At 71.5% G+C, this 16,746-nt stretch carries 13 protein-coding genes; 5 read left to right on the plus strand and 8 right to left on the minus strand.

All coding sequences use genetic code 11. From position 1 onward, the window contains the following. The 3 genes from BL254_RS02825 to nth all read right to left on the minus strand — a co-directional run bounded on the left by BL254_RS02825 (window position 1) and on the right by nth (window position 2,481). Complete coding sequence (locus tag BL254_RS02825; protein ID WP_047222091.1) at window positions 1-495, minus strand: cupredoxin domain-containing protein; 495 nt, start codon at window positions 493-495, stop codon at window positions 1-3. Between the two features lie 307 nt (window positions 496-802). After that, window positions 803-1,759 carry an NUDIX domain-containing protein gene (locus tag BL254_RS02830; protein WP_235433353.1) on the minus strand — a complete coding sequence of 319 codons (957 nt, stop codon included), beginning with the start codon at window positions 1,757-1,759 and terminating at the stop codon, window positions 803-805. After that, window positions 1,756-2,481, minus strand: a complete 726-nt coding sequence (gene nth / locus BL254_RS02835) for an endonuclease III (protein ID WP_043607334.1) — start codon at window positions 2,479-2,481, stop codon at window positions 1,756-1,758. The genes BL254_RS02830 and nth overlap by 4 nt, the downstream gene beginning before the upstream one ends. Before the next feature lie 131 nt (window positions 2,482-2,612). On the opposite strand from nth, the gene BL254_RS02840 reads away from it, so the two are divergent. Further along, entirely contained in the window at window positions 2,613-2,849 is a 237-nt protein-coding gene (locus BL254_RS02840) for a hypothetical protein (protein ID WP_076842429.1), read from the plus strand. Window positions 2,850-3,118: 269 nt separating this feature from the next. After that, a complete protein-coding gene (locus tag BL254_RS02845; protein WP_076842430.1) occupies window positions 3,119-3,808 on the plus strand; it encodes a Crp/Fnr family transcriptional regulator in 690 nt (229 codons plus the stop codon). Between the two features lie 416 nt (window positions 3,809-4,224). Here BL254_RS02845 and BL254_RS02850 read toward each other — a convergent pair whose 3' ends face one another. From BL254_RS02850 to BL254_RS25635, 4 genes are all read right to left on the minus strand, one after another. Further along, window positions 4,225-8,127: a tetratricopeptide repeat protein gene (locus BL254_RS02850; RefSeq protein ID WP_076842431.1), complete on the minus strand. Its 3,903-nt coding sequence runs from the start codon at window positions 8,125-8,127 to the stop codon at window positions 4,225-4,227. A gap of 400 nt (window positions 8,128-8,527) precedes the next feature. Further along, window positions 8,528-9,418, minus strand: a complete 891-nt coding sequence (locus BL254_RS02855; RefSeq protein ID WP_047222090.1) for an MBL fold metallo-hydrolase — start codon at window positions 9,416-9,418, stop codon at window positions 8,528-8,530. Window positions 9,419-9,787: 369 nt separating this feature from the next. Next, entirely contained in the window at window positions 9,788-10,285 is a 498-nt protein-coding gene (locus tag BL254_RS02860) for a RidA family protein (RefSeq protein WP_047222089.1), read from the minus strand. Next, window positions 10,282-10,449, minus strand: a complete 168-nt coding sequence (locus BL254_RS25635; RefSeq protein WP_085948571.1) for a DUF4177 domain-containing protein — start codon at window positions 10,447-10,449, stop codon at window positions 10,282-10,284. The genes BL254_RS02860 and BL254_RS25635 overlap by 4 nt, the downstream gene beginning before the upstream one ends. Window positions 10,450-10,771: 322 nt before the next feature. Between BL254_RS25635 and BL254_RS02865 the strand changes: the two genes are divergently transcribed. Both BL254_RS02865 and BL254_RS02870 read left to right on the plus strand, forming a co-directional pair. Beyond that, window positions 10,772-11,794: an ArsA family ATPase gene (locus BL254_RS02865; protein ID WP_175648271.1), complete on the plus strand. Its 1,023-nt coding sequence runs from the start codon at window positions 10,772-10,774 to the stop codon at window positions 11,792-11,794. After that, entirely contained in the window at window positions 11,791-13,041 is a 1,251-nt protein-coding gene (locus BL254_RS02870; RefSeq protein WP_083730787.1) for an ArsA-related P-loop ATPase, read from the plus strand. The genes BL254_RS02865 and BL254_RS02870 overlap by 4 nt, the downstream gene beginning before the upstream one ends. A gap of 451 nt (window positions 13,042-13,492) precedes the next feature. On the opposite strand, the gene BL254_RS02875 is transcribed toward BL254_RS02870, so the two are convergent. Continuing rightward, window positions 13,493-13,849, minus strand: a complete 357-nt coding sequence (locus BL254_RS02875; RefSeq protein WP_013875441.1) for a WhiB family transcriptional regulator — start codon at window positions 13,847-13,849, stop codon at window positions 13,493-13,495. A gap of 449 nt (window positions 13,850-14,298) precedes the next feature. Between BL254_RS02875 and BL254_RS02880 the strand changes: the two genes are divergently transcribed. After that, window positions 14,299-16,701, plus strand: coding sequence for a transglycosylase domain-containing protein (locus BL254_RS02880; protein ID WP_254857746.1), 2,403 nt, complete (start codon window positions 14,299-14,301; stop codon window positions 16,699-16,701). Window positions 16,702-16,746 lie beyond the last annotated feature (45 nt).

A 16,746-nucleotide genomic window follows, 5' to 3' on the forward strand; every position in this document is an offset into this window, starting at 1 on the left:
CTAGCCGACCGTCAGCGTGCCGTGCATGTTCGGATGGATCGTGCAGAGGAACGAGTAACTGCCCGGTTTGTCGATGGTGAACGTGACCGACTGTGATGTGCCCGCCGAAGCGACGCTGGTACGGGCCTCGGGGATCTCCGGGATCACGAAGTTGTGCGGGGCGGAGCCCGCCGGCACCGTCAGATTTACCCTGATCTTCCCGGGCCGGGCTGTCAGGGTCGAGGGCGAGAACTCAAGAGAGGCGGTGCCGACCACGTCGAAGACCTGAACGTCATTTTCGATCTTTGGTGTGGCGGTGGCGGCGGCCGAGGGTGAACTGGCCGGCGTGTCGCTTCCGCAGCCGCTGAGCCCGAGCCCGAGGACGAGGAGGACGAGGGCGAGAGAGAACGTGAGGGTGGCGGTCGGCGTGGCCGGGCGGGCCGTTCGACGGCGACACGGCCTGTCGGCGCTGGGCGCCAGGCCCGGGAGGGTACCCGGGCCGGTCATTACGCTCATTGCTGCCTCCGGTCCTTGTCGCCCTTCGCCGACGAGCGTCTGTTCAGGACACTGTCGTCCCTGGTGTCCGGGCCGGGCGCGGATCTGTCATCGATCTGTCCGTGGAGCTGGGTGGATCGCGGGGAGCACCGGGGACTTCGGCCCGCAAAGCCCGTCCGGCGGGCCGAAGTCCGTCGAGCGGGCCGAGGTCCCGACGGGTCACCGGCCGGGCTGACGGTACCGCCCGCAGGGTGACTCGCCCGGAGCCACCCTGCGCTTCCGGCGCTCTCCACGGGCGGTTGTAACGCTGCGTGTGTGTCCGCCTGACTCATCCCGGGCCGCCCGTCGACCCCGGCGTCCGGCCGAGGCCGGTGGACGCCGGCAGGGTGTCCGCCGCGGGTGCCGGCGGGGTGCCCGTCACCGGTGACTCKACCTGTTCGGTGGGCAGCCAGGGGCGCTCCCAGCCGCCCAGCCGCAGCAGCGCGTCGATCAGCCCACCGGTGAAGCCCCAGACGAACATCTCCTGGACGCGGAAGGCCGGCCCCAGCACACCCGTCCTGCGATGGCGGACCTGCAGCCGGTTCGCCGGGTCGGCCAGGTGGGTGATCGGTACTCGGACGACCGTGGACGTCTCGCTCGGGTCCACCGGCGCGACCGGGCACGGCGTGTGCCACCATCCCAGCACCGGCGTCACCAGGAAGTGGCTCGGCGGTATGTAGAGGGCGGGTCCGGTGGCCAGGATCCGCACGCCGGCAGGGTCGAGGCCAACCTCCTCCCTGGCCTCCCGCAGCGCGGTCGTGGCCGGGGAGGTGTCGGTGGGGTCGGTCGCCCCGCCCGGGAAGGCCGACTGGCCGGCATGGCTGCGCAGGCTCGCCGCGCGTTCGATGAGCAGGATGTCAGGCCCCTGCGGGCCGTCGCCGATCAGCATGAGGACGGCCGCGGGACGCCCGTCGGCCGCGTGCAGCCTGGTCCAGGAAAGCTGGTCGGGACGGGCGGTGCGCAGGGCTGCCGCCAGGCCCGTGAGCCAGGTGGGCACGCCGGCCTCGACCGGGTTGGCCGCTTCAGCCTGGCTACCTGTTCCGGCTGGACTGCCCGTTCGGGCCGGGCCAGCCGGGCCGACCAGGCTGCCGACCCCAGCCGGGCCGCGGGCCCCCGCCAGACCGTGGTCTCCGGCCGGGCTGTGCTCTCCCGGCTCTCCCGCCAGGACGGGGGACTGCGCCGGACTGTCGGCTTCGGCCAGCCCGTCGAGATCGTCCGGGCTGTCGGGCTGCGTGGCTGTGCTCACCTGGCCGCTTCGGCGTCGGCGCGGACCAGCCGGGCGGCCTGTGCCGGCGTGGTCACGCCGAGGCCGAACGACGGGCACAGGCGGGCGATGCCGCACACGCCGCACGCCGGCCGCCGGGCGTGGCAGACCCTCCGGCCGTGGAAGATGAGCCGGTCGGAGGCGATCGTGTAGTCGCGCCGTTCGAGCAGCTTGGCGAGGTCGCTCTCGACCCTGACCGGGTCGGTGTTGGTGGTGAGCCCGAGCCGGCGCGAGAGCCGTCCGACGTGTGTGTCGACCGTGATGCCAGGCTGGTCGAAGATGTGCCCGAGCACGACGTTGGCGGTCTTGCGGCCGACCCCGGGCAGGGTGACCAGGTCGTCGAGGCGCGGGGGTACGTTCCCGTCGAAACGGTCGGCCAGGGCGGCGCCGATCCCGATGAGCGAGTTCGCCTTGGCCCGGAAGAAACCGGTCGGCCGCAGGATGGCCTCGAGTTCCGCCCGGTCGGCGGCGGCGTAGTCGTCGGCGGTGCGGTACTTCGCGAACAGCGTCGGGGTTACCTCGTTGACCTTCTTGTCGGTGCACTGGGCGGACAGGACGGTGGCGGCGAGAAGCTCGAGGGGATTGCCGAAGTTGAGCGCGATCCGTGCGTCCGGGTGGAGCTCGCCGAGTATGCGGACGATCTTCCGGGCTCGCCGTGTCCGCGCCAGCGGGCTTTCGGTGGCGGCGTCGGCGAGGGTGGACACGTTCACAGGGTATCCGGTGACCGGATCATCGCGTTCTYCAGCCGGGATGCCGGATGTGTCCAACGTCGCATCACCTAATCCTGACCCCGCGTGTTAGTTACACAGAGTTGTCCCTCACCATGGTGCCCGCCATGTTTCTGATTGCCGCGATCTCGTTCCCGCTCCTGCTTCTCGGCCTGTTGCTCGCCATGGAGCGGGTGGAGCGTCCCCTGCGCATGGCCGACTCGGGCCAGGGCCTGGAGGGCTTCCTTGACAACGCCCGCCCCGACGAGGTGAACACGTTCGTCTCCCAGGGCTTTCCGGCCGCCCTGGAGCGTTACCGCCGCCGTCTGCGGCGGTCGGCCCCGGGTAAACACCGGGCAACATGACGKCCGGGTTGGGGTGGCCCGCGACGGCCGGGCCCAGGTGCGGGCCCGCGGGTGTCCTCTCGTGCTTGTGACTACGCAGAGTTATTAATCGCTTCGATCCGTATGTGGCCTTCTGTCCACAGGCTCGGGCCGGGGGTTGACGGGAGCTCTCCCGAGCCGGTCGGCCGGGCCGGAAATACCCGGATTCGCCCGACCTGTTCAAGACCCGACAGYCTCTTTCGGCTTCCAGGTCGTGCCCTTTGGCGCTACTCCTGRCATGCTCGGACGCCGTGGACGATCTGCTTGCCCGTGTTCCCATGTTTGCCGGCCTGTCCGAACAGGACCGGCAGGCTCTTAACGATCACTTGGAACGTCAGAATGTTACCCGAGGCGACGTTCTGTTTCGGGAAGGTGAAACCGGAGACCGCGTCTTCGTGATCCTTGCTGGAAAGGTCAAGATTGGCCGTGCCGCCTCGGACGGACGCGAGAACCTCCTCATGGTGATGGGGCCCGGAGACCTCTTCGGGGAACTCTCGCTGTTCGATCCGGGGCCCCGCACGGCCAGCGCGACCGCGGTGACCGACGCGTCACTGGTGTCCCTGGAGCACACCGCGTTGCGCCCGTGGCTGGCGACCCGACCCGAAGCGGCGTCGCTGCTGCTGCGGGTGCTGGCCCAACGCCTGCGGCGGACCAACGACTCCATGGCCGACATGGTGTTCACCGACGTGCCGGGACGGGTGGCCAAGGCCCTTCTCGACCTCGCCGAGCGCTTCGGTGAGCCGGCCCAGCCGGGCAACGATGCGGCCGGGGTCCGAGTCGAGCACGGCCTGACCCAGGAGGAACTCGCCCAGCTGGTCGGGGCCTCCCGGGAGACGGTCAACAAGGCGCTCGCGGACTTCGCGACCCGCGGTTGGCTGCGGCTGGACTCCCGCGCGGTGGTGCTGCTCGATCGGGAGCGGCTCGCCCGCCGCGCCCGGTAGGGCGTAGCCGGCGGACGCCGGTCGACGCGGGCGCGTTCGGCCCACGCGACCGGGGATCCGCCGGGAGACGCCCCTTGGTTCCGGCCTGAGGGGGCACAGGCTGGCTGACTCCCGTCCCAGCAGGTCCTGACCGGCACTCCAGGTACGCCTGGCGTGCCGGTCAGGACCTGCCTTCACGTCATGAGGATTTTTCTTCGCCGGGCCGGCTCCACGCCGCCGGATCCCGGCCGCTGTCACGCGTGCCGCCACGCCCGCGCATCCGCCGCCACGCCCGCGCGACCGTGCCTGTGCCACACCCGTGGCGACATACCTGACCCGCCGCGCCGTACCCGCGCGGCTACCTGGCCCCTCGACTACCGGCTACCCCTGCACCCGGTAGCTGCGCGCGGTTGTCGCGCGCTGTCACACCCGTGCGCTCACGCCTGTGTGGTCGGCTCCGCCAGGGACGGCACGGTTGGCGCGCCCGCCGACGATGCGGTGGAGGACCCCGCCGCGGACGGCGCGGTCGACGCCACCGTCGAAGGCGTGGCGCCCGGCGCCGGCAGGCCGCCCGTCGCCGGGCGGGTCACCCGGACGTCGGCGACACCCGGCAGGTTCACCGGTTTCGGGCCCACCGGTTTCGGGCCGTCGGGAATCGCGGACAGCAGCCGGCGGGTCTGCGCGGCCTCGCTCACCGCCTCCGTCGCGGTCGCGGCGGCCAGTGCCTTCTCGTACGCGGCCCGGCCCTCGGCCGGTTTGCCGCTCGCGACCAGCACGGTACCCAGTGCCCGCCACGCCAGTACCTGGGCGCGGACGTCCTCGGCGCCCACCTCGACCGCGCGCCGGGCCACCGCCAGCGCCTCGGCCGGCCGGCCGGCATCGAGGAGGGTGCCGGCCAGATGCGCGTACGCCTGGCGACGCGGGAAGAGCAGGGTGGCCGGCTCACCGGCGGCCAGTGCCGTCTCCAGCAGCTGGATCGCCTCCTGCAGACGGCCTCTGGCCCGCGCGACCTGGGCGGCCAGCACCTTGGCGCCGAGCTGGGCGTGGGGCTGCAGCTCGAGGCTGTCCAGCGCCCGCATGGCCAGGTCCGCGGCCTGCTCGGCCTCGTCGAGAAGCCCGGCGTCGAGCCGGGTGAGCCCCAGCAGCACCATGGCGAGCGCGCCGACGACGGCATGGCCGCCCTGGTCGGCGGCGGCCTGGGCGTTGTGCAGGTGAGCCGCTCCGCGCTCGGGATCGCCGGCGCCGCGCGCGGCCAGACCCCGGGCCACGAGGGTGAGCGCGACACCCCAGGTGTCCCCGGTCGCCTCGAACAGCTCCGCAGCCCGTTCTGCCTCTGCCTCGGCCTCGGCGATGTCCCCGAGTTCGGCGGCGGCGACCGCGTCGATCGTCAGGCACACGGCCAGGCCCCACACCTCGCCCAGCGACCCGGCCATCTCGATCAGGTCGCGGGCGAGCCGGCGGGCCCGGCTGAGCTGGCCGGACAGCAGCCAGACCAGCGCCTCGGTTCCCGCGCACCAGCCCAGCCCGCCGGTGTCGTCCAGCCGTCTGAAGACCTCGGAGGCGTCCCGGAGGTACTCCTGGGCACGTGGGTAGTCCCCCCGGGTGGTCGCGCTCCAGGCAAGGTGCTGGAGGGCCCAGCCGACCCCTCTGGGATCACCGACCCGGCGGGCGAGGGCCAGCGCGTCGGTGAACCGCTTCTCGGCGTGGCGCACCCGGCCGGCGGCGTACTCCAGCAGGCCGAGCTGGCGCAGGGTGGCGGCGACCACCCGGTCGCTGCCGGCGCGCTGGGCCTCCTCGAGCGCGGTGACGAGCGCGGTCGAGGCCTCGTCGTCCCGGCCCTGCTTGTGCCGCAGGTCGCCGAGGATGCGGTACGCCGCCGCCCGCAGCTCAGGTGTGGTGACCCGCAGCGCGGGCCGCAGGACGCGCTCGGCCTCGTCCAGCCGGCGCAGCGACGCCAGGGCCTCGGCGTGCAGCACGACCGCGCCCAGATCGTCGAGTTCGCTCACGACCCCCCGGCCGAGCCGGCGGGCACTGGTGATCAGATCGCTGGCGCTGCGGTGGTCGTCGCGGGCGAGCGCCGAGCGGGCGACCCGGACCAGGGCGTGGAACCCGGGCTCCCGCGCCGACCAGGCGGGATCGGTGGGCGCGAGCGCCATCGATGCCGCGAGGTCGTGGGCCCGTTCGGCATGGTGGCCGACGAAGGCCGCGACCTCCGCCTCGGAGCCGCTGAGGAACTCCACCCCCCACTGGGCCGCCGCGGCATGCCGGCGGGCCCGCTCCACCTTGGGCAGGCCGGCGTAGGCGACGTCCCGGGCCATCGGGTGCACGAACGTCCACATCGGCTCCCCGGGATGCGGGGCCCGCAGGAGTTGGCGTTCGGTGAGGGTTGCCAGCGCCCGGTGCACCTGCTCCCCCCGACGGTCCTCCAGCGCGGGCAGCGCGTCCGCGGGGAACCGGCTGCCGAGCACCGACGCCGAACGCAGGACGGCCTTCGCGATCGGGTCGAGATCGTCGATACGGGCGGCCAGCACCGACTGCACACCGGCCGGCAGCGTGGTCTCGGGCAGGGATCCCTCAAGCACCCAACTGCACTGCTGGGTGCCGGCCGGGTAGCGCAGTATCTCCGAGGCCAGGTCCGTGCCCGGGGCGGCGCCGTTCGGCGTGGCGCCGGGCACCGGCTCCGTTCCCGCCGCGCCGGTGCCGGTATCTGTGCCGGCTCCGGCGGCTGTTGCGCCGGCCGCGTCGCCGCGGTGCAGGTCGCCGCGGTGCAGGATGCCCCGGTCCACCAGCAGGTTCAGCAGCTCGGTGAGGAAGAACGGGTTGCCGTGGACCCGCGCGAGCAGGGCGGCCCGGGCGGTCTCGTCCAGTTCGGCGCCGCCGAGATAGTCGCGCAGCAGGCTGGCCGAGGCGGCCTCCGCCAGCGGGGCGAGCGCGAGCGACTCGGCGTTGGGCAGCCCGGCCAGCGACGGGACCTCGCGGTCAAGCATGATCAGAAGTACCGGCCCGCGCAGCCTGCTGGCGAAACGCCGCAGCCCCTGCCACAGCGCGGTCGTCGCCCATTCCAGGTCGTCCAGGACGATGACCAGCGGCCCGTCGTTGGACAGGCCGCCAAGCAGCACGGCCACGTCGTCGACGATCGCGTCGACGGCCCGGACGGCGGGATCGTCGGCCGGGTTCTCCCGCCCGGCCGGGTCTCCCGGCGGGATGTCCGGAGCCACCGTCGAGCGGCCCTCCGGCGGCACGCCCAGCAGGGCGAGCAGCTTGTCGGCCACCCCGCCGGGGATGCGGGTGCGCGCCGCCGGGTGCTCCAGCCGGCTGACCGTGCGCCGTACCCGTTCGGCGACCCGGTCCGGACTGTCACCCTCCCCGACCCCGCAGGCGGTCCGCACGATGTCCATGAGCGGGGCGAGGTCCCGGCCGTCACCGTGGCGGACCGTGCGGCCCCACAGCACCCTCGCGTCCTGCTGCGCGCCCGCCCGGCGGGCCAGTTCCACCGCTATCCGGGTCTTGCCGATGCCGGCCTCACCGGTGATGACGACCGTCCGTGGCTGACTGTGYGCGACGACGTCCCGGAAGGCGGATTCGAGCACCGCGAGGTCCTGGTCGCGCCCGGTGAACGGCGCGTCGTCGCCGTGTCCAGGCCGGGCGACGTTGGACGGCCGCAGGCTGACCAGCTCGTAGGTGGGGACCGGCTCGCGTTTGCCCTTGAGCTTCAGCGGGGCCAGCCGGCGCCAGGTCGCCACCGAGGTCGTGGCGATCATGGTGTCGTGGCCCGCGTACACGGCGCCCACCGCGGCGGCGTCCGACAGCCGGGCGGCGGTGTTCACCGTGTCGCCGATCACCGTGTAGGTCAGTGACGCCTGGACGCCGGCCAGCACCTCCCCGGTGTTGATCCCGACGCGCAGGCCGAGGTGGCGTCCGCCGCCGGCTTCGTCGGTGACGAGGCGGCGGACGGTCTCCTGCATGGCGGCGGCGGCGCGCACGGCTCGTTCCGGGTCGTCCTCGTGCGCGGTCGGCGCGCCGAACACGGCCATGATGCCGTCACCGGTGAGGTTGTCGACCCGGCCGCCGACCTCGGCGACGTCACGGGCCAGGGCGGCGAGCACCCGGTCGGTGACCTCGCCGACCCGTTCGGGATCCAGATCCTCCGCCCATGCGGTGAAGTCCGAGAGGTCGCCGAACAGGACGGTGACGACCCGGCGTTCGGCGCCCTCGTCGGCGCCCATGCCGTTTTCGGTCTGCAACGGCAGCCCGCAGTGGAAACAGAACCGTCCGCCGGGAACGGCGGGAGTGCCGCAGCGCGGACAACGCAGCGTTCCACCGAGGGGTGATGTGATCATTTGGGCGCCCTGAAGCCGGAGTCAGGGCCGGGCCATGACGGCTGGCCGGCCCGCCCGGTGTATCGGGCCTGCCGGCACGGCATCCAGGACTGGACCCTTTTGACGTGGTCGGATATATCCGGAGCGTTGCGCACGGGTGGTCGCCTCCCGGCCGCGAGCATAAGCCAACCGTACGAGATCTTCTGTTCGTGCTGATCTTAACGGTTTCCAGGAAGGAAGAGGGCTGTGTGGGATGTCCAGAATCCGGCCTCCTCCCCCGGTCGTAAGGTGAAGCGATCATGTTTTTGCGCCGCCGGTGGCCTGCTGAAGGTGGGGCCGAAGGCAATGTGATCATGTTTTCGCGTTCGTGAGGTTCCCGCCGTCTACGCGATCATGATTTGTGGACGTGTCGGAAGGCGGCCTATGCGAGCAGGAGCTCRATCGGCGTGGTCCGCAGTTCCCGCCGCTGGTGCAGGTGCTCGATCTGGGCACGGACGGACATCTCCGCGGCCGGCCACAGGGCGCGGTCGACGTCCGTGTAGATTCGTTGAACGATCTGACGGACCGTGCTGTCGCCGGCGGCGAGGGCCGCCCGTACCTGGTCGAGCCGGGCCTCTCGGTGGGCGAGGTACGCCTCCGCGGCGCGGCCCGCGGCCGGCAGATGCGGCCCGTGTCCGGGGAGCACCACGCAGTCACCCAGCTCGCGCAGGCGCCGCAGGCTCGTCAGATAGTCGCCGAGTTGCCCGTCGGGGTGCGCCACCACGGTCGTGCCCCGGCCGAGGATCGTGTCGCCGGTGAGAACCGAGCTTCCCGCGGTGGGCGCCGAAATGTTGTGACTGTCGGTGCTGTCGGTGTCGGCCCGCCGGTCGTCGGTGAGGACGAACGACAGCGAGTCGCTGCTGTGGCCGGGGGTGGCCAGCACCCGGATCTCCACCCCGGCGGCGGCGATCACGTCGCCCTCGGTCAGCCCTTCGTCGCCGAGCCGGTGGGCGACATCGAGGGCGCGCACCGGCGCGGAGGTCAGCTCGTGCAGCGGCGCGGCACCCTCGCTGTGATCAATATGACCATGGGTGAGCAGGATGACATCGACCGGCCCGGCCGCGACGATCGCCGCGAGATGGCCGGGGTCGGGCGGGCCGGGGTCGACCACGACGCAGCCGGTGGCGCCCGGGGCGCGCAGGATCCAGGTGTTCGTACCGTCCAGGGTCATCGGGCTGGGGTTGGGCGCGAGCAGCAGCGAGGCCAGCAGGGTCACCTGCCGGGGCGTGGGCCGGCCGCCCGCCGCGGGGGCCGCCGCGCGTGGATCGGGCACGCCGTCCGTAACGCTCGTATGCCCCACGGATCACTCACCAGATTCCGAAGCGGACGATGCTYTGTTGCGCAGGTGTCCTGCTGGGTCACCTGCCGGTTGCGTGGACGGCCCACCAGGCTGTCTGTCGACCCGAACTGTCTGTCGACCCGATCGTCAGATCGGCTACTTCTGTCATAGACAGTAGGTTGTTCGCCCCGGCTCGCGCACCATGTCAGCGGCGGGGGTCGGCTKTGAGCTGCGTCTCGTCCGGATATCCGCACCCAGACGCCTTTTAATTGCTATTTGTCGATATCTGGTTACTATTCGGATATATCCATAGCTGGACGGCAACTCATGTGCCGCAGCCTGTCCGCGGTTCTCCAGCGAACGCTAACTGACGGTGACAACGATCTCCACCTCGACCGGAGCGTTCAGCGGCAGGACGCTCACCCCGACCGCGGACCTGGCATGCCGTCCGGCATCACCGAACACCGCCACGAACAGGTCGCTCGCGCCATTGATCACCGCCGGCTGGCCGGTGAACGCGGGCACGCTCGCGACGAACCCGACGACCTTGACAACACCGGTGATCGCATCCAGGCTGCCGGCCACCGCGGCCGCGGCCGCCAGCGCGTTCAGGGCGGAGATCCGGGCCAGGTCGGCCGCGCGCTCCGCCGGCACCGAGCCGCCGTCGGCAGCCTCACCGACCGGCCCGGTCGCGGCGAGGACGCCGTCCACCAGGGGGAGCTGTCCGGCTGTCCACACCAGTTCGCCGTGCCGCCGGGCGGGCACGTACGCACCCGCTGGCGACGGGACGGTGGGCAGTGCCAGGCCGAGCGCGGCCAGGCGCTGTGACGGGGTCGCCGCGTCGGCTGTCACGGCGGTCACCGCGCCGATTCGCCCTTGGGGCGCTTGAAGTAGGCGACCAGGCTCTCCGGGTTCGGCCCCGGGACGATCTGGACCAGTTCCCAGCCGTCCGCCCCCCAGTTGTCGAGGATCTGTTTGGTCGCGTGGATCAGCACCGGCGCTGTCGCGTACTCCCAGGTCTGCATGACTTGTGACCATAGTGCGTCGCGGCCGGGGGGCACGCGACAGCCGTCCCCGCGCGCCCCCCGCCGCGCATGCCGAGAGCGCACGGAAGACCGGCCTCGCGGGGAGGTCCACCTGGAGGGCCCCAGGCTCGCCTGGGGGCGTCCGGAGGGCGTCTGGGAGGTGTACGCCGGGAGGAGGGGGCCGGGGCCTGGCAAGCTGCCCGTGCCCGGGCCGGGGCGGGGTCTGGCAAGGGGTACGGGCAGGGGTCGCATCGGTGGACACCGCGCCCGCTGCCTGTTCATCGACCGGAACGGCCGGGGCCGGCCGGGTACGGTCGTTGATGTGACGCCGCAGGAGACTCCATCGCGGGACGCCGCGGACGGGCCATGGCACTGCCGCCTGCACGTGGTGAGCGGCAAGGGCGGCACCGGCAAGACGACCGCCGCCGGCGCGCTCGCGGTGGCGCTGGCCACCGGTGGTAGGCGCGTCCTGCTCACCGAGGTCGAGGGACGCCAGCAGATCGCCCAGCTCTTCGACACCCCGCCGCTGCCCTACGCGGAACGCAAGGTCGCGAGCGCTCCTGGTGGCGGGGAGGTCTTCGCGCTCGCCATCGACGCGGAGGAGGCGCTGCTGGAGTACCTGGAGATGTTCTACAACCTCCGCCGCGCGGGCCGGGCGCTGGAGCGGATCGGCGCCGTCGACTTCGCCACCACGATCGCGCCCGGCGTCCGTGACGTCCTGCTCACCGGCAAGGTGAAGGAGGCGGTCAACCGCCCGGACGGGACCCGGCCCGGGGGCAGGGCCTATGACGCGGTGGTCCTCGACGCGCCACCTACTGGGCGGATCACCCGGTTCCTCAACGTCAGCGCCGAGGTCGCCGGGCTGGCCAGGATGGGCCCGATCCGCACTCAGGCCGACAGCGTGATGGCGGTGATGCGCTCCGAGCAGACGGCTGTGCACCTGGTCACCCTCCTGGAGGAGATGCCGGTCCAGGAGACGGTGGACGGTGTCGCCGAGCTGCGTGCCGCCGGGCTGCGGGTCGGTGGTGTGATCGTGAACATGGTCCGGACGCCGTTGCTCGCCGACGAGGACCTCGCGCGGGCCGGCGCGGGCCGGCTGGACGTCGAGGAGCTGGCCGCGGGCGTGAAGGCGGCCGGCATCGCCCCCGCGGCCGGGCTGGTGGACGCCCTGGTGGCGGAGGCCGCCCAGCATGCCCGCCGGGTGGCTCTGGAGAGGGCCGAACGCGGCGAGATCGACGCGTTGGGACGTCCCGTGTACGAGCTGCCCCTGGTCGCCGACGGCGTGGACATTGGCGTGATCTATCAGTTCGCGGAGTTGTTGCGGATGCAACGGATGGTCGGATGAGCAACGGTCGGACGAGCGGGCTCGCAACCGTGGGGGCGCGGGTGCCCCCGTCCGCGTCCACGGTGTCCGCGCCCACGGTGCCGGTGCTGGACGTCGACGCCATGCTCGGCAGCGAGAAGATCATCGTGTGCTGCGGGTCGGGCGGGGTCGGGAAGACCACGGTCGCCGCCGCGCTCGCGCTGCGCGCGGCCGAGCGGGGACGCCGGACGGTCGTCCTCACGATCGACCCGGCCCGCCGGCTGGCGCAGTCCATGGGCCTGACCGAGCTGGACAACAACCCCCGGGAGGTCGTCGGGGTGGACTGTTCCGCCGGCGGTCATCTCGACGCGATGATGCTCGACATGAAGCGGACGTTCGACGAGATCGTCCTTGCGCACGCAACCCCGGAACGCGCCCAGCAGTTACTCGACAACCCCTTCTACCAGTCGTTGTCGTCGTCCTTCGCCGGTACCCAGGAGTACATGGCGATGGAGAAGCTCGGCCAGCTGGACGCGACGGGCGAGTGGGACCTCATCGTCGTCGACACCCCGCCGACCCGGTCGGCCCTGGACTTCCTGGACGCGCCCAACCGCCTGAGCGCCTTTCTCGACGGCCGGCTGCTGCGACTGCTGCTCGCCCCGGCGAAGGCCGGCGGGAAGATGTACCTGAAGGTCGTGAACGTCGGGCTGGGCGTGTTCGGCAGGATACTGACGAAGATCATCGGCGCGCAGCTACTCGCCGACGTCAGCCAGTTCGTGGCCGCCCTGGAGACGATGTTCGGGGGGTTCCGGCAGCGCGCCGACCAGACGTACCAGCTGCTGGGYGCGCCCGGGACGTCCTTTGTCGTGGTGGCGGCGCCGGAGGCCGCCGCGTTGCGGGAGGCGTCGTACTTCGTCGACCGGCTCGACGCGGACGGGATGCCGTTGGCGGGCCTGGTCGTCAACCGGGTCCACTCGGTCGGGCCGGCCGCCCGTGGGCTGACCGTGGAACGCAGCCTGGCGGCGGCCGAGACGCTCGGTGAGCATGCCGAACATCCGCTGGCGACGGCGGTGCTGCGCATCCACGCGGAACGGGTACGGCTGGCCACCCGGGAGCAGCGTCTGCGGGACCGCTTCACCAGCGCGCATCCCGACACACCCCTGGTCGAGGTCGACGCGTTCGCCGGCGATGTTCACGATCTTGACGGCCTGCGCGCCGTCGGCGCCGTACTGGCCGGCGACGACATCCCCGAACACGCCCATGACGCCGCCCTGGGGCAGACCGACTAGCGCGCGAGTGGGGCGGTTACGTGGTTTTCGTCTCCTGTCACTCCGCGTCCGCCATGTCGCGGCTCCGCTCGCCGACGCCATGTACCGCCTGGCGTGGTGGGGCTGTCGGCAGTTGGCCGGGCTCGTGGGGGACGCGGGTGCGCGTGGGCAGCGATGTCAGATGTCCCGCGGGGGTTACCGGCTGGCCGAGCCTGCGGGTGCGCGAACAGCTGTGATCGCRCACCCGTCGGGGAGATCGGGCACCTGGGCCCGTCTGATCGTCCGGCCAGCCCGGATCATCGCTGGCCGCGGCACCGTCGTCGAGTGGTTGTCCCGTTAGTGACGTCGATGTCCGCAATGCCCTGTGTGCGTGTGATGATGAGCCGCGCGGGGGAACCGGACAGCAAATTCGTCAACAAACGACCAACAGGGCACCGGTAGGTGACCAGTGGGGGACGAGGTGCGGACGGTCCTAACCGGCGGAGGCGGCGCCGTGATGGGCGCGCGCGTCCGCGAGCAGCTTCCGCCACGATGTGACGTCCGGTCGCCGGCGCAGCAGCGCCCGGCGTTCCCGTTCGGTCATACCGCCCCAGACTCCGAACTCCACTCGGTTGTCAAGGGCGTCAGCGAGGCACTCGGTGCGGACGAGGCATCCGAAGCACCGGGTCTTCACCCGGTTCTGCGCCGCTCCCTGGACGAAGAGGTCGTCCGGGTCCAGGTCACGACAGGCCGCGTTCGCGGTCCAGTCGCCGTCGACGGTCGAGCCGATCAACTGTGTCGAGCTGGCACGTCGGGCGGCACTGGTGCGGGTTGCCAGGCTGCTGGTCATGCCACCTGCCTTTMTTCTCGAGACCGGGTCAGGGGGCCCGTGCGGGTGGTGACGTGGCTTCGCCCGAAACCGTATGGAGCGTCTCCGCCACGGCACAGACCCCACACGGGTGGTTGTCTAAATGACCCGTCCGGGCCATTGATCCGAATGACGACAGTGGCGCTATCTGTAACCAGATCATGTCGTGTGCGTGACATTCGTATGTCCGTTCCGTGCGGTCGTAGGCTGGTGCGGGAGGTACGGCCGAGCGGCCGTGCGAGGGGGCCGTTTGGAGGTTCCCGAACGTGACCAGCGCGACAGGGTCGGGCCACGGGTCCCCGCGGCCGCCCGCCGGTTCCGGCCGTGCCGGCTACGGCAAAGGCGTCGCGTCGGGCGCCGGCCCAATGCCGGACGGTCCACATCGTGGCTATCCGCGAGCATGGACGGCGGTCGAATGGATCGGGCAGGCCATGGTCATCAGCGGGCTCGCGGGTGTCCTGCTCGCGCTGGTCCTGTTGCCGGTCGTGGCGCTGGCGGGCCTCACGGTGAAGGGCAGCGCCGACGCCTTCCTCGACCTGCCGGCGAACCTCACCGTCCCACCGCTGCCGCAGGCGTCCCGCATCCTGGATGCCAAGGGCAACGTCATCGGATATCTGCGCGGTGAGCAGGACCGGCAGATCATCCCCCTCGACCGCATTCCGACGGTACTGCGCCAGGCGGTCATAGACATCGAGGACTCCCGCTTCTACGAGCACACCGGACTCGACTACCGGGGGCTGCTGCGGGCCTATGTCTCCAACCAGGAGTCCGGGGCGGTCACGCAAGGCGGATCCACTCTCACTCAGCAGTACGTGAAGAACGTCCTTCTGCAGGCCGCGACGTCCAGGGAGGAAAAAGAGGCCGCGACCGAGCAGACCGTCAGACGTAAACTCCGGGAAGCACGCTACGCACTTTACCTCGAGGAGCACCTGAGCAAGGACCAGATTCTTGAAAGGTATCTGAACATAGCCTACTTCGGGGACGGCGCCTACGGCGTGGAAACCGCGGCGAAACACTATTTCAACGTCGAGGTCGACCAGCTCACCCTCCCGCAGGCGGCGATGCTGGCCGGTCTGGTCAAGAACCCGACCGCCTACAACCCGGTGCTGCACCCGCAGGCGGCGATGTCGCGACGGGACGTCGTCCTGGAGCGCATGCACGAACTCGGCCACATCAGCGACGAGCAGCTGCGACAGATTCGGGGGACCCCGGTGGTGCTCAACCGCCCACCGCAGGCTGCGGACCCCTGTCAGCTGTCGTCGGTGCCGTTCTTCTGCGCCTACGTCCGCCGCACGCTGCTCGCCGACGAGCGTTTCGGGGCGACCCAGGCGGACCGGGAACGGCTGCTGTTCGAGGGCGGCCTGACGATCCGGACCACACTCGACCCGGTCGCCCAGGCCGCCGCGCAGAACGCGGCGAACACCGTCGTGCCGCCCGGCAACCGGGTGGCGGTGGGGGTGGCAATGCTCCAGCCGGGCACCGGGAACGTGCTGGCGCTGGCGGTGAACCGGGAATACGGCCCGTCCGCGGACGGCCAGCCGCCGGAGCGGACCACCGACTTCGTACACACCAAGCRGATAATCCCGCTGGAGGAGGCCTCGTTCTCACCGGGATCCACCTTCAAGGTGTTCACACTCGCCGCGGCCCTGGAAAAAGGACTGCCGCTGAACACCACGTACTATTCCCCGGCGTGCTACCACTCGGATGTCTTCCACAATCCGGATACCGACGACAACGGGCACCAGAGCCAGGGGGACTGCTACGGCAACGCCGACCCGAACGAGGCCGGCTTATATTCCATGACCACGGCGACCTGGGACTCGGTCAACACCTACTACATCCAGCTCGCGGAGAAGGTCGGGCTGCGGAACACCGCTGAGATGGYACGTCGGCTGGGGGTGTCCTCCTGCCGGGTGCAGGACCAGTCCGAGTCCCTGCGCTGCCCCGGCGGCGGCATCGGGCCGGTCGACGGAGCGGCTGTGCTCGGCACCAACGAGATCTCCACCATGGATCTGGCGACCGCCTACGCCACGCTGGCCAACCACGGTGTCCGATGCGATCCGCGACCCTTTGAATCGATCACCCAGCGGGTCGGCAGCACCGACCGGCCGGTGCCCTACAGCGCGCCCGAGCCGTGCCGCCAGGTGCTCGGGACGCAGATCGCGGACACGGTCACCTCGGTCCTCGAAGGTGTCATCCTGCACGGGACCGGGGTCCCCAACGCGCAGATCGGCCGGCCGGCCGCGGGCAAGACCGRCACCGCCGAGGGGTTCAGCACCGCGTCGTTCGCCGGTTACATCCCCCAACTGGCCACCGCCGTGACCCTCGCCGACCCGCGCTCGCCCACGACATATCCGTTGCGCAACGTCCTGGGCAACCAGGTCGTCTACGGTGGTGGCCTGCCCGCCCAGGTGTGGGCGAGGGCGATGCGCGGCACTGCCGACGGACTCGGGCTGCCGGTCGCGCCGATGCCGTCCCCGGACGACACCCAGCCCCACCCGGCGAAGAAGACGCTGCCGGACGTCGTCGGCCTGGACCTGTCCCTGGCACAGCAGCGGCTGACCTCCCAGGGCTTCCGGGTGACGGTGCAGGAGATCTGGAGCCCGTTCTCGAAGGGGACGGTGCTGGCGATGAATCCCGGCGGCAATCAGGAGGTGGACGAGGGCTCGGAGGTCGTGCTGATGGTCTCCCAGGGCTTCGTCCTGCGGTCCGCCGAATCCGACGAGGGTGGGACGCCCACCCGGCTCGGCGACGGAAGAAGGTCCGCTCGCGCCGATCCCGGCACCGCGGGGTCCGGGCGGGTTCGGGGCAGTGGCAGGTCCGGAGCGGGCTGACGGGCCTGTCAGCTCCCGCCGGCCGCCGGCGGATCGTCCCGTCCA

The sequence above is a fragment of the Protofrankia sp. BMG5.30 genome, from assembly GCF_001983005.1.
GTDB lineage: Bacteria > Actinomycetota > Actinomycetes > Frankiales > Frankiaceae > Protofrankia > Protofrankia coriariae.

Excerpts from the sequence above, each read along its gene's own strand:
- BL254_RS02825 (WP_047222091.1), bottom strand. The coding sequence starts at position 495 with ATGAGCGTAATGACCGGCCCGGGTACCCTCCCGGGCCTGGCGCCCAGC.
- BL254_RS02875 (WP_013875441.1), bottom strand. The coding sequence starts at position 13,849 with ATGACCAGCAGCCTGGCAACCCGCACCAGTGCCGCCCGACGTGCCAGC.
- BL254_RS02840 (WP_076842429.1), top strand. The coding sequence starts at position 2,613 with ATGTTTCTGATTGCCGCGATCTCGTTCCCGCTCCTGCTTCTCGGCCTG.
- BL254_RS25635 (WP_085948571.1), bottom strand. The coding sequence starts at position 10,449 with ATGCAGACCTGGGAGTACGCGACAGCGCCGGTGCTGATCCACGCGACC.